At 44.6% G+C, this 13,222-nt stretch carries 14 protein-coding genes; 1 reads left to right on the forward strand and 13 read right to left on the reverse strand.

Going from position 1 to position 13,222, the window contains the following annotated elements; genetic code table 11:
- Window positions 1-33: 33 nt before the first annotated feature.
- From BUC22_RS03405 to BUC22_RS03430, 6 genes are read right to left on the reverse strand one after another with little or no spacing between them, the layout of a single operon-like run.
- The gene (locus BUC22_RS03405) at window positions 34-480 is read right to left on the reverse strand and encodes a hypothetical protein (RefSeq protein ID WP_013381586.1); all 447 of its coding nucleotides are present in this window, start codon (window positions 478-480) and stop codon (window positions 34-36) included.
- Entirely contained in the window at window positions 477-968 is a 492-nt protein-coding gene (coaD, locus tag BUC22_RS03410; protein ID WP_013381587.1) for a pantetheine-phosphate adenylyltransferase, read from the reverse strand. Before coaD ends, BUC22_RS03405 begins: the two co-directional genes overlap by 4 nt.
- On the reverse strand, window positions 965-1,534 hold the full coding sequence (rsmD, locus tag BUC22_RS03415; protein WP_013381588.1) for a 16S rRNA (guanine(966)-N(2))-methyltransferase RsmD: 570 nt from the start codon (window positions 1,532-1,534) through the stop codon (window positions 965-967). Before rsmD ends, coaD begins: the two co-directional genes overlap by 4 nt.
- 12 nt (window positions 1,535-1,546) lie before the next feature.
- The gene (gene recG, locus BUC22_RS03420; protein ID WP_073382335.1) at window positions 1,547-3,598 is read right to left on the reverse strand and encodes an ATP-dependent DNA helicase RecG; all 2,052 of its coding nucleotides are present in this window, start codon (window positions 3,596-3,598) and stop codon (window positions 1,547-1,549) included.
- Between the two features lie 15 nt (window positions 3,599-3,613).
- Window positions 3,614-5,233, reverse strand: coding sequence for a DAK2 domain-containing protein (locus tag BUC22_RS03425; RefSeq protein ID WP_013381590.1), 1,620 nt, complete (start codon window positions 5,231-5,233; stop codon window positions 3,614-3,616).
- 12 nt (window positions 5,234-5,245) lie between these two features.
- Window positions 5,246-5,593: an Asp23/Gls24 family envelope stress response protein gene (locus tag BUC22_RS03430; protein ID WP_013381591.1), complete on the reverse strand. Its 348-nt coding sequence runs from the start codon at window positions 5,591-5,593 to the stop codon at window positions 5,246-5,248.
- Window positions 5,594-5,748: 155 nt separating this feature from the next.
- On the opposite strand from BUC22_RS03430, the gene rpmB reads away from it, so the two are divergent.
- A complete protein-coding gene (gene rpmB, locus BUC22_RS03435; protein ID WP_073382339.1) occupies window positions 5,749-5,937 on the forward strand; it encodes a 50S ribosomal protein L28 in 189 nt (62 codons plus the stop codon).
- A 53-nt stretch (window positions 5,938-5,990) separates the two neighbouring features.
- Here rpmB and BUC22_RS03440 read toward each other — a convergent pair whose 3' ends face one another.
- From BUC22_RS03440 to BUC22_RS03470, 7 genes are all read right to left on the reverse strand, one after another.
- A complete protein-coding gene (locus BUC22_RS03440; RefSeq protein WP_013381593.1) occupies window positions 5,991-6,635 on the reverse strand; it encodes a thiamine diphosphokinase in 645 nt (214 codons plus the stop codon).
- A 1-nt stretch (window position 6,636) separates the two neighbouring features.
- Window positions 6,637-7,527, reverse strand: coding sequence for a ribosome small subunit-dependent GTPase A (rsgA, locus tag BUC22_RS03445; protein ID WP_176731155.1), 891 nt, complete (start codon window positions 7,525-7,527; stop codon window positions 6,637-6,639).
- Window positions 7,528-7,544: 17 nt separating this feature from the next.
- Entirely contained in the window at window positions 7,545-9,287 is a 1,743-nt protein-coding gene (pknB, locus tag BUC22_RS03450) for a Stk1 family PASTA domain-containing Ser/Thr kinase (RefSeq protein ID WP_073382341.1), read from the reverse strand.
- On the reverse strand, window positions 9,280-10,026 hold the full coding sequence (locus BUC22_RS03455; RefSeq protein ID WP_013381596.1) for a Stp1/IreP family PP2C-type Ser/Thr phosphatase: 747 nt from the start codon (window positions 10,024-10,026) through the stop codon (window positions 9,280-9,282). Before BUC22_RS03455 ends, pknB begins: the two co-directional genes overlap by 8 nt.
- Window positions 10,027-10,030: 4 nt before the next feature.
- Window positions 10,031-11,053: a dual-specificity RNA methyltransferase RlmN gene (gene rlmN / locus BUC22_RS03460; protein ID WP_013381597.1), complete on the reverse strand. Its 1,023-nt coding sequence runs from the start codon at window positions 11,051-11,053 to the stop codon at window positions 10,031-10,033.
- A 103-nt stretch (window positions 11,054-11,156) separates the two neighbouring features.
- Window positions 11,157-12,482, reverse strand: a complete 1,326-nt coding sequence (gene rsmB, locus BUC22_RS03465) for a 16S rRNA (cytosine(967)-C(5))-methyltransferase RsmB (RefSeq protein ID WP_013381598.1) — start codon at window positions 12,480-12,482, stop codon at window positions 11,157-11,159.
- A gap of 6 nt (window positions 12,483-12,488) precedes the next feature.
- Window positions 12,489-13,187 carry a zinc metallopeptidase gene (locus BUC22_RS03470; protein ID WP_013381599.1) on the reverse strand — a complete coding sequence of 233 codons (699 nt, stop codon included), beginning with the start codon at window positions 13,185-13,187 and terminating at the stop codon, window positions 12,489-12,491.
- Between the last annotated feature and the right edge of the window lie 35 nt (window positions 13,188-13,222).

The following is a 13,222-nucleotide window of genomic DNA, read 5'->3' on the forward strand; positions in this document are numbered from 1 at the left end:
AAAAAATAGGACTTAAAAAGTCCTATTCAACCATTACTTAATTTCTTTAATTTCTTTCCGGTTCGCTTCGATTTTATCGTTCAGTTCTTTTAGCTGTACCTGGAGATTATAGAGTATTTTATCCGAATAATGCTGTGTCCCTATGCGCAGCTCCTTAGCGCTTGCCTGGGCATTTTTAATGATCGTTTCCGCCTGAGCAGTCGCAGTTCTGGTGATTTCATTGGTATCGATCATTTCCTTCAGCTTTTTCTCGGCTTCATTCTTGATCCGCTCTGCATCTCCTTCTGCTTCAACCATTATTTTTTTCTTTTGCTCTACTATTTCCCGGGCTTGTACCAGCTCTGCCGGCAGCTCTTCCCGTATTTCATCGATAATTTCCATTATTTCTTCAGGACTGACCAAAGCCTTTGACGAAAATGGCAAGGTATTTCCCTTTTCCACAAGTTCTTCCAATTCAGTTAGCAGTTCTAAAACCTTCATTCTCTAGCATCCTTCCCATATTTTATCCGTATCGCTTTTTCAACATGTGGAGGTATGAAATCTGACACATCCCCATCGAATTCCATAAGCTCCCGCACAACGCTTGAGCTTAAATAGGAATACTGATTGTTTGTCACCATAAAAAAAGTTTCAACATCATTGTCCAGTTTTTTATTTGTCAGAGCCATCTGCAGTTCAAATTCAAAGTCCTGTACTGTCCGGAGTCCTTTCAGGATCACCTGGGCTCCTTTTAATTTTGCATAATCCACAAGCAGCGAGGACGAGACATCAACCTCTACATTTTCCAAATGCGCCACACTCTCTCGGATCATCGCGCACCTTTCTTCACTGGAAAACAGGTAATTCTTTTTATAATTTACCATCACGCACACAATGACCCTGTCAAAATGCTTTGAGGCTCTTTCTATAATGTCCAAATGACCAAAGGTAACCGGGTCAAAGCTTCCGGGATACACAGCACTTCTCATTGATCAAAATTCTCCCAACTATAAAAACTGACTAATGTCGTTCCATACTTTTTTTCTTTATATTTTGCAAATGATTTAATCGCTATTGGCATTATAACAGATTTTTCGTGTTCCATCATTATAATTCCATCAGAATTCAAGATTTTTTTCTCACAGATTTTTTCCACGATCGAAATCATACTAATCCCATCCTTATACGGTGGATCCATGTATATCATATCACATTTTACTGAATTTTTGCATAAAAAACCAATTCCTTCTTCTGCTGAACAATTTTTTACAATTGCTTTGCTTTCGAAACCAGTCAATTTTAAATTTTTCTTAATAATACCGATGCTGTTTCTGGAAATATCAAAAAAATAGGCCTGCGGAATCCCACGACTGAGAGCTTCTATCCCCATAGCGCCGCTCCCGCCAAAAAGATCAACAAAAACCTGGGCTTCCCTCAACTCGACCTGAACACTGTTAAAGACAGCCCCTTTAACCTTATCTGTTGTCGGTCTTATAAAGTCGCCATCGATGGATACAAGCTTTGTTCCTCTTTTTTCTCCTGCTATTACACGCATTTCATTCTCCCTCTAATTCATAGAAATTTCCGATAAATTTTTGTAGAATGTTTCAATAATCCGAGCCCGATAGGCCATTGTTTCTTTATCGCCTGAATGATAGATCTCCTTCGCCACCTTTTTTGTTTCGCTAATGAGATCAAAATCCTCGTAGGGGTTCAAGGCTTTGAACTCAGGAAACCCGTGCTGCTTCATCCCAAAATAATCACCTGGCCCGCGCAGGCGGTAATCTTCATCAGCAATTTTTTTACCGCTGTGATTGTTGACGATCACGCGCATACGTTCAATGGTCTGGTCATTTCTGGAATTAGAAACTAAAAAGCAATAGGACTGATGCATACCGCGTCCCACACGCCCCCGAAGCTGATGAAGCTGAGACAGGCCAAAACGGTCTGCACTGAGAATCGTAATCACTGAAACATTGGGTACATCAATCCCAACTTCAATAATACCGGTCGCTACCAGCAGATCAATCTCACAGCGGTTAAAAGCATCAATAATCTGCTTTTTGTCTTCACCAGACATCCGGCTGTAAAGGCAGGCAATGCGGTATCGGCTTCCGTAAAACTGCTTTACCTCCGCAAATACGCTTTGAATATCTTTAACCTCGCTCATTTCCTCTGACTCTTCAATAAACGGACAGATAACAAAAGCCTGCCGTCCCTTGTCCATTTCGTTCGCCATAAAACTCAAAATCTTCGGATACGATTTCTCATTGTAAAAGTAAGTCTTGATTTTTTTCCGTCCCTTTGGCAACTCGTCAATATAGGAAACATCCAAATCTCCATAAAGGATCAAAGCCAGCGTTCTGGGAATTGGGGTAGCGCTCATAACCAGTGTGTGGGGCATTTCTCCCTTCAAACCGAGCTTTCCGCGCTGCTTAACCCCAAAGCGGTGCTGCTCATCGGTGATCACCAGGCCTAGATTATAATAGTCCACGCTGTCCTGTATAAGCGCATGTGTCCCGATGATCACCTGCGCCTCGCCGCTGGCAATGGTCTTCGTCACCGCGTTTCGCTCTTTGGTTTTCTGTGAGCCTGTCAGCAGTTCAACACATATGCCATAAGGTTCAAGATACTGCCTAAAATTTGCGGCGTGCTGGCCAGCCAATATTTCTGTCGGCGCCATATAAGCGGTCTGGTAACCATTGAGCGCCATGAGATAAGCGCACGCAACCGCGATAATCGTCTTACCGGAGCCCACATCCCCCTGAACCAGACGGTTCATAACGATTCCCTTTTTCATATCGCCTGCGATGTCATCAAGCACACTTAGCTGGCTGGCTGTCAGTTCAAAGGGCAGGCCTTTTGTGAAACGCCTGAGTGCCTCAAAATTGTCGAGACTGATCTTTGACACACCGTTTAAAGCCCGGCTGTTCATAATACCGATATTAATCTTCAACGCTTCCTCGAATTTTATCCGCCCTTTTCCCTCAACTACATCCTGGGGCGTATCCGGAAAATGTATTTTTTCAAGGGCTGCCTCCTTTGGCAACAGATGATACCTTTCCCGGTAGCATGCTGGCAAATCATCCCTTATGAGCAGGTGCTGCCTGAAAACAGAGGCCATGTATTTTTTTAGCGATTCCCTCGGAATCCCCTCAATCTTGGGGTAAACAGGGGTAAGAATAAAGAAATCCTCTAGCTTGCTCTCATGAGCAAACTGGGGATTATACATTTGACGCCGATTATTCTTTATGACAACCCTCCCGAAAAAATAATAGGTTTCATTTTCGGAAAAAACATCCCTGAGATAAGGCTGGTTAAACCAAACGATCTCACCCTTTACCGATTCACCATTTTCAAGTGTTTCCACAACCGGCAGCACAAAAAGAGACATATTTCTGCGGATACGCCGCAGTGCTCCTCTTTTTGCTGCAACGGCCTTTACGGTTACAGCCTCCTCCGTTTCTGTTTGAAGCGATCCCATTATTTTTCGATTAAGATATTTTCGGGGATAAAAATCAAGCAGCTCTTCAATTGTTGTAATACCGTGTTCTCCAAAAGCCTCGGCTCTTTTGGGACCGATACCCGATATGTTTCTAATTGAATCCGACAATTTCATTTTATCCCCTCTGATTTATTCTACTGACACAATGTAATAATACAATGGCTGTCCGCCTTCGTTGATTTCAACATCGCAGTCCTCAAATTTTTCTTCCAGATTTTCAACAAGTGCTTCCGCATCGTCCTCTGCAACATCCGAACCGTAGTAAACAGAAACCAGCTCGCTGTCCTCGTCGACCATTTTGTCCAGAAGCTCCTTGGTCACCTCGGCTACATCATCACCCTTCACAACGATTTCGCCGCCAAAGATACCAATAATATCATTTTTAGCAATCTTCAGGCCATTGATTTTGGTGTCACGAACTGCAAAGGTAATCTCTCCCGTTTTAACAGTTGGAATGACTTCCAGCATGTTTTTTTCATTTTCTTCCCAGTCAACCTCGGGCTGGAAGGTCAGCATCGCTGTGACGCACTGCGGAATTGTCTTGGTTGGAATAACATGCACATGCTTTTCTGAAATGGCCTGTGCCTGATTGGCGGCCATGATAATATTACTGTTATTCGGGAAAAGGAAAATTTCTTCCGCATTGGTCTTTTCAATTTCATCCAGAAAATCTTGGGTGCTTGGATTCATGGTCTGTCCGCCAGAGATCACTCGGGTAATCCCAAGATCCTTAAATAAATTGGTAAGACCTGCCCCCGGAGATACAGCCACAAAGCCATAGGGCTTAGGCGGTTCATTGTCCTCAGCTTCCTCTTCAGGTGCGCCCAGCATTTCACGCATATTGTCAACCTTCATGCGGATCAAAGCGCCATAGGTCAGCCCCTTTTCAAAAGCCTTGCCGGGGTGGTCCGTATGCACATGCACCTTAATGATGTCGTCATCTTTGATAACAAGCACACAGTCCCCAATCGTATTCAGGTATTCACGCAGCTCATTATCATCCGCCTTGGCAGCGTCCTTGACGATAAATTCTGTACAGTAGCCAAAGGTAATATCCTCGGGCCGCATGTTTGAATCGTCCACAAAGCGCTCGCGGTCACTGATATTCAGGTTTACCTCCTGACTCAGCTCCTGATTGGTCATTCCCTTATAGGCACCCTCCATAATAAAAATCAAGCCCTGTCCGCCGGCATCTACCACACCGGCTTCTTTTAGCACTGGCAACAATTCCGGTGTCTTTGCCAATGATTTTTTGCCGTAGGAAATGATGTTTTCAAGATAATCGTCAAGATTGTCATAACGGTCATAATTATCCATGGCAAATTCAGCCATTTCACGTGCAACTGTCAAAATTGTACCCTCGGTAGGCTTCATAACTGCTTTGTACGCAGCATCTGCGGCGGCGCGAATCGCCAACCCGAGACCCTTAATATCCAATTCTTCCTTGTCCTTACAGCCTTCGGCCAAGCCGCGGAGAAGCTGGGAAAGGATAACGCCAGAGTTCCCGCGCGCACCGATCAAAGCGCCGCTGGAGGCGGTTTTTGCCACACTGTAAAGGCTGACGCCCGTCATTTTTTCCAGCTCACTTACCGAATGTGAGAAAGTTAAAGACATGTTGGTTCCCGTATCACCATCCGGTACCGGAAACACATTAAGCTCATCCACTGTTTTTTTATAAATTTCGAGATTTTTTGCACCATACTCGAACATTTTTTTTAGTAAATTTCCATCAATAATTTGGGTCTTCATTCCTTCCTCCACCTACACTCTTACGCTTACGACATTAACACTGATGCGTTTTACCTTCAGTGAAGTTTGTTTTTCAACGCTATATTTTACGGCTGAAATAATATTTTCAGCAACAACGGAAATCTTTATAGCCTGCTCTACGATCACGTACAGATCGATAATCAGTTTTCCATCGTCGTCGATTTTGACGCCGACGCCTTTGCTGGCCTGCTCTCCGGACATTATTTCAATCAGACCGTCCTTACCGCGCTGATGTGCCATACCGACTAAGCCGTAGCATCCCATAGCAGCGTTTCCGGCAATATCCGCAATCGCTTTACGCGAGATATCAATATATCCTAATTCGTTTTTTATTTTCATTGGTAAATACTCCTTTATCTTCTTTACTCAACTATATCATATCTATTTTACATAAATATTTCAAGAAAGTCAAAATTCTTATTGCATTATTTTTAAATTTTGTGATATAATAACCTCTGTTTTAGTAGAAGAATAGCGCAAGGGAGGTTGGACAAATGGCTAAAGAATGTTTTGTATGTAAAAAAAGCGTTGTGTCTGGCAACAATGTCACTCACTCTAATAAACATAATAAAAGAGTATGGAAACCTAATTTACAAAAAGTTAAAATTGTACTTGATGGTACTCCACAAAGAGTTAATGTTTGCACCAGATGCTTACGTTCCGGTAAAGTTGAAAGAGCATAGTTCTCGCTTCAACTTATAAAAACGTGCAGGTATAATACTTGCACGTTTTTATTTTACTCATTTACAATGTCAACCATCAAAATCCCCTGCTCAACCGATATTTCAGGGCACTTCTCTACCGTTACGTTACTGATGCCGTACCCCGGAAAAAAATGCGCCATTACACCGTTTTTTACCGGATATTCAAACCCTTCAATATTAATTCCGCTGGCCTGATCAGTAAATGCCAGAATTGAAACAGTGGTTCCCACTGGCACATCCAGAACAGCCCGGTCCTTTACCAGAAAAACCCGATTATTTTCATTGACAATCTCGCCCCGAACCCCTTCTTTTAGAAGGCGATTAAGCAAATAAAGGTTCCCGAAGCTGTGGTCAAATCGGCTTCCCAGGGCGCCGAAGATGACCACCTCATCAAAGCCATTCTTTATGCAATACTCGATGGCCAGCTCCGTATCCGTTTCGTCCTTATGAGTCGAATGATGGTCAATGGTCACACCTTCTTCTGAATAATCCGCAAGCAACTCTGCATGGATCGAATCCATATCTCCAACTAACAGCTGCGGCGTTACGCCCAGAGCATGGGCGGCATTTGCACCGCCATCGGCACAGATCACCTGAAAAGCCTCCTGGCCCTCCAGATAATTTTTATAAAAACTTAGATTTTCGTATTGTCCATTTGTAAAGACGACTGCTTTCATTCTAATAGTCACTTCGCTTATTTTTTATTTCATCCAAAAGATAGCTGTAATGCTCATAGCGCACCTGGCTGATTTCACCCTTTTCAAGCTGTTGCTTCACTACACAACCAGGCTCACTCTGATGCAGGCAGCTCGCGAATCGGCAGGAGCCTTCCTCAAATTCCGGGAAATAAAATCGAAGGTCTTCCTTCTCAATTTCGCTGTCGAGCTTAAGGGATGAAAAGCCTGGGGTATCCAGCAGATACCCGCCAACCTTTAAATCCAGCAGTTCAACATGACGTGTGGTGTGCTTGCCACGGTTAAGCTTCTGGCTGAGCTCCCCGGTTTCCATGGCACCCGCCTCACACAGCCTGTTGGCCAGTGTGGACTTGCCTACCCCTGAGGGGCCTGCGAGAAAGGCTGTTTTTCCCGCTATTTCTCTTTCAATTTTCTGCAGGGCAATGTTGTCCGTCTGATCAAAAGCAAAGCATTTATAGGGTGTTTTAGCGTAAATATCCATAATCCTCTGCAGTTCATCTGCTTCCACGAGGTCTGTTTTTGTAATACAGATGACAGGCTCAACCGCTTTCATTTCCGATGCAATCAAAAGCTTATCCAAAAGCAACAGGTTTGGGCTCGGGTTTTCTCCGGCAAACACAATTAACGCCACGTCTACATTGGAAACAGGCGGGCGCACAAATTCGTTTTTTCTTGGTTTTATTTTATCAATTGCCAGTTCATCGCTGTCATTTTCGACTACCTCTACAAAATCACCGACCATGGGTTTGATTTTCTGATGTCTGAAAACACCCCGGGCTTTACATTCTAATAAAGAAGTGGAACCATCGGGTCTTACATAGTAAAACCCTCCGATTCCTTTTATAATTCTTCCTGAGATTCTATTTTGTTTCATACATAATCCAATTTTATTCATTCGTTTGTGGGTGGTGTTGGTGTTGGCGTTGGCGTCGGTGTCGGCGTTGGGCTTGGCGTCGGCTTACCGCTGCTGACTACAAAATTGATTGACGTGCCCCGCTCAGTTTGAGTTCCCTCTGTAGGAGACTGGCTGATAACAAGACCGGCGCTCACCGTGTCGCTTTCGCTGGTCGTTACCCGGCCAACACTCAGTCCACTGCTTTCAATCTGCGCCTCTGCGGCCGATTCGCTCAAACCCACAATTCCAGGAACAGTTACAAGATCCTGCCCCTTGCTGACATAAAGGGTAATGCTGGTGCCCTCAGCAACACTGACACCTTCGCCAGGATCAACCGAATAGACAATGCCCGTGGCAACATCGCTGTTGTATTCACGTTTGACATTTTTGACCAGCTTCAGCTTATCGATGGCCGCAGTCGCTTCTGCCTCACTCAACCCGATAACCTTTGGTACTGTGACATTCTGAGTTCCCTTGCTCACGGTTACCTTGACAGTCTGTCCTTTTTTCATTTCTCTTCCTTCTTCAGGATTTTGAGAAACGATTTTGCCAGATTCTACGTCTGAGCTGTACACCTGATTTTCAACTTCCAGCTTTAATCCGGCCTTTTCCAGCTCCTGGGTTGCCTGTTCCTGGGTCATATTTTTAATGTTCGGAACCATGACCGCCTTTGCCGTCAATGTATTCATCAGAATAACGATCAGAATAATGGCCAAGATACCGCCTGCGATAGAAAAAGCAATGATTTTTTTCTTTTTCTTCCGCTGGGCCTGCGCCAGATCATCTCCTTCTTCCTCATCATCGTCGTGATAACCGCTTTCGATCGGTCCTGTAACAGGCTCAATTTTGAATAATCCTTCATCACCGATAATCTGTGTTTCATCACTGACCACAGAGCCATTATCGCCCACTGCCGCATTGGCATCCACCATGACCTTTTCAAGATCATCGATCAGTTCATCCATATTCTGGTAACGGTCTTCAGGCTTTTTATGGGTCAGCTTGACCACAACATCATTAACACTGGCCGGTATATCCGGCATGATTTCCTTTGGAGGCACCAAATCCTCCTGGATATGCTTAATGGCAATGGTAACCGTATTTTCCTCATCAAAAGGAAGCTGTCCAGTCAGCAGCTCATAATACATGATGCCAAGGGAATAAAGGTCGGAACGCTCATCCACAAAGCCGCCTCTCGCCTGTTCAGGTGAAATATAGTGAACAGAGCCCATGGTCTGGTTGGTCATGGTTACCGTAGAGCTGGTAATAGCTCTCGCAATACCAAAATCCGCAACTTTTGGCACCAAATCGCGGGTTAAAAGAATATTGTGAGGTTTTATATCCCTGTGGATAATCTTATGCTCATGGGCGCATTTAAGCGCAGCTGCCACGTCAATGATAAAACGGGTAGCTTCCTTGTAATCCAGATGCCCTTTTTTATTCAAGTATTGCTTCAGGGTAATACCATCCACATACTCCATAATGATATAATAAATATCCCCTTCCACACCCACATCGTAAACTGAAACGATATTCGGATGGGAAAGTCCCGCAGCAGCCTGGGACTCACGGTCAAATTTCTTAATGAATTGTTCGTTTTCTGTGTACTCTTCACGCAAAACCTTAACCGCTACATAACGGTTAAGCTTACGGTCCTTTGCTTTGTAAACATAGGCCATGCCTCCGCGCCCGATCAATTCAATTATCTCGTAGCGATTGTTCAAGACCTTACTAATCATTGGCAGTTACCTCTTCCTTTGGGTTAAACAGTACAACGGTAATGTTATCATTGCCACCGTTGTGGTTTGCTAAGTTAATCAATTCCTTGGTCGCGTCTTCCAGAGAATGCGTTAATACAATTTCCCGAATAGCCCCTTCATCAACCATATTGTAAAGACCGTCGGAGCAAATCAAAATGACATCCTCCGAGGTTACCTGGTAATCATACAGATCCGGCTGAACAATATCGTCTGTCCCGAGAGCTCGGGTAATGACGTTTTTCTGAGGATGGACACTAGCTTCCACCGAAGTGATTTTCCCCTCATCCACCAGCACTTGAACCAATGAGTGGTCCTTTGTTAACTGCTCCATTCCATCTTTGTTAATGCGGTAAGCCCTGCTGTCGCCCACATGAATAACGCCTAAACGGCTGCCGTCAAGTATGCACATGGTGAGAGTGGTCGCCATACCAAGACACTCTTCACAATTGCGGCTTACATCAATAATCTCATGATTGATTGCATTGACAAAATGGTACATCTCGTCATAGTCAAAATAATTTTCGACATCTGACAGCTTTTCTTTTATATAATCAACAGCCATCTGACTGGCAATTTCACCGGAACGGTGACCGCCTAAACCATCGGCTACTGCGAAGACATAGTATTTTCTTCCACTGTTTTCAATGGTAGCTGCCAGGCAGGCGTCCTGATTCACTTTCCGCTTGGCACCTATGTTTGAAGAATACGCGCACTTCATCTCATCACCTCTTCATTCCGTCTGCTTTCTGGCGCAGCTGTCCACAGGCCGCGTCGATATTATCGCCTATTTTCCTTCTAATTGTACAAGTAATACCGCGCTTTTTCAACTCATTGCTAAAAAAATTTACATTTCGGCTTCCCTTGTACGCACTTTCCGTAACCGGATTCAGGCCAATCAAGTTGATATGACAAGGCATTTTCCCCAGTATTTCAGCAAGCTCAGCTACATCTTCGGGGCGATCATTAAATCCATCGATCAATGCATATTCAAAAGTGATTCTTCTCTTTGTTTTTGTAAAATAATTGTTACAAACCTTAAGAAGTTCTTCAATCCGATATTTTTTTGCCACTGGCATCAATGTTTCCCGGCGCTCCTGAAAGGGGGAATGCAGTGAAATGGCGAGGTTAATCTGAAGGTCCAGTTCTGCCAACGCTTCAATTTGTGGAACAAGGCCGCAGGTAGACAGGGTGATTTTGCGCTGTCCGATTCCCCAGCCCTCGTTTGCAATATTTAAAAATTTCAGTATATTATCGTAATTGTCCAGCGGTTCACCGATCCCCATAATCACGACATTGGAAATCCGGATTCCTGCTTCCTGCTCTACCAGATAAATCTGATCCAGAATCTCGCCTGCTTCAAGGTCTCGGATTTTCCCACCTTTTGTAGATGCGCAGAACGCACAGCCCATCCTGCAGCCCACCTGGCTGGAAACACACAGAGAATAGCCATGATGGTAGGACATCAGTACGGTTTCAATACTGTTGCCATCCGGCAGACGGATCAGGTATTTTCTTGTCCCATCCTCTGGGTCTTCCTGTGTTTTTTCAATGCTTCCATGTTCGATATTGTAGTGGCTTTTCAGTTTTTCACGAAGGTTTTTCGAAAGATTCGTGCAATCGTCAAGTTGCGCCGCTTTCTTTTCATACAGCCATTGATAAAGCTGTTTTCCCCTGAAGGATGGCTCTCCGGCCTCTTCCATCAGCATTCTACACTCAGTTAATGTTTTTCCAAATATATTTTCCATCAGAAAATGGATTACCTTTCTATCCAATTAAAAATCCGGCATAAAGCCGGATCCTCATTGAGTCAATACACTTTTAATTATTATAACATAAATTCTAACAAAGTTAACAATCTTTTTTCAATTTTGCCATAAAAAAGCAGTCGCAGCCATCATCAAGGGGGCTTGTATGAATGCTGTTTTCCCCTTCAGAGACGGCTTCTATGCGCATAAAGGGATAGTCTTTCTGCACCCGCTCAATCTGCCTTTCATTTTCGTCGCTGTTGACCGTGCAGGTACAATAGACAAGGGTACCGCCTGGCTTCAGGTATTGAACCGCATGATCCAGAAGCTGCCTCTGAATCCGGACCAGCTCCTTTCGGGCTTTCTTTGTGATGGTGTAGCGTATCTCAGGCTTTCTGCGGATGATGCCAAGGCCTGAGCACGGCGCATCCAGCAGTATCCTGTCAAAGGCTTCACGATCCTCCGGCCTGAAAATACAGCCGTCTGTTTTCTCCGTTTCAATATTACAGATGCCAAGGCGCGCGGCTGTCTCCTCAATGAGCTTAAGCCGGCTGTCAAAAATATCTCGGGCAATAATCGTGCCTTCGTTTTCCATTATCTGGCTTAAATGGGTCGTTTTTCCACCCGGCGCAGCACACATATCCAGCACGCGGTCCGTCTTTTCTGGCCCTAGAAGCCGGGCGGCTTTCATTGCCCCCTGATCCTGAATCATAAAACAACCAGCTGTGAACAGCGGGTCACACTGCACCTGATTTTCAAAGCCCCCCAGGTGGCTTAAATGGAGTGCATCACAGTCCAGTGCTCCTTTTTCACAATAAATCCCCTTATCCGAAAGTTTTTCTTCCAAAGTGTTTCTGTCGACCTTAAGGGTGTTTGCTCTTATAGTAAAGGGAGGCTTTTCATTAAGAAGAGGAATGATTTTCTCTGCCTTTTCAGCGCCAAAGGTTTCATAATATTTATGGATGATCCAGACCGGTATAGAGTATCGAACGGACAGCGCTTCTTTCTCATTGCTGAAGGAAGAAAAATCAAAAGCCTCATCCGTCTCCTTACTCCGGAGTATATTTCTGAGCACTCCGTTGACAAAACCTCTGGCCTTTGGCTTGATCCTTCCGGTGATCTCAACCGATTCATTCACCGCTGCATAGGATGGGATTTTGTCCAAAAAATAAATCTGATAAACCGCAATCCTGAGTATTTCCAACACCTCGGGGTCAAGCTTATTCAGATCTTTTGAAATATGCTTTTTTAAAAGGTAATCCAGATACAGTTTATTTTGGAGAGTCCCGTAGACAATATTGAGATAAAGTCCACGGTCCTCTTCTTTGTAATGATTTTCTCCAAGCACTTTTTTAGTTTCCAGATTGGAATAAGCGCCTTCTCTGCTGACTCTGAGAAGCGTTTTAACGGCTTGTTCGCGAATCTTCATAGGCGGTTAGTTCCTGTTCCGAAGCGCCAGCAAACGCAGCAGGTTCAAAAATGCCATAAGGGTACTGGCGACATAGGTCAATGCGGCCGCCCGAAGCACTTTCTTAACACCCTGTTCTTCACCCGGAGCAATGAGCTGATACTCTTCCAGGGCCGCTACAGCCCGTCGGCTCGCATTAAATTCCACCGGCAGTGTGATAATATAGAACACCAGGGAAACACAGAATAAAATAATCCCGATGTTCATTAACGTTACGCCAAACCCGGTGCTGCCTCTGCCAAAGATCAGGCCAATGAAAAACAGCGGCCACGCAGCATTGGAGGCAAAATTGCAGACTGGTACAATGGCATTGCGGAAACGCAGAGGAAAGTAGCCCTCTTTGTCCTGAATGGCATGACCGGTTTCATGTGCCGCGACACCGACAGCCGCGATGCTGTCCTGACTGCCAACGCCGCCAGACAAGCGCATGACCTTGTGCCTGGGGTCATAATGGTCGGTCAGGTTCCCGCCAATGCTCTCGATGCCAATATTGCTTAATCCATTGATATCCAGCAGCTTTCGGGCTGCCTGAGCCCCGGTCAGACCGTTTCTGGTCCGCACACGGCTATAGGTTTTATAGGCACTGCTGACCTGATACTGTGCATAGGCGGCTAATATAAGCCCTGGTATCAATATCAGCATTGAGCTATAGTAACTTAAAAACATTTTATTTTCCTCACATTTTTAATTATTTGTGACCT

Origin of the sequence: Eubacterium callanderi, from assembly GCF_900142645.1 — a bacterium.
GTDB classification, from domain to species: Bacteria; Bacillota; Clostridia; order Eubacteriales; family Eubacteriaceae; genus Eubacterium; species Eubacterium callanderi.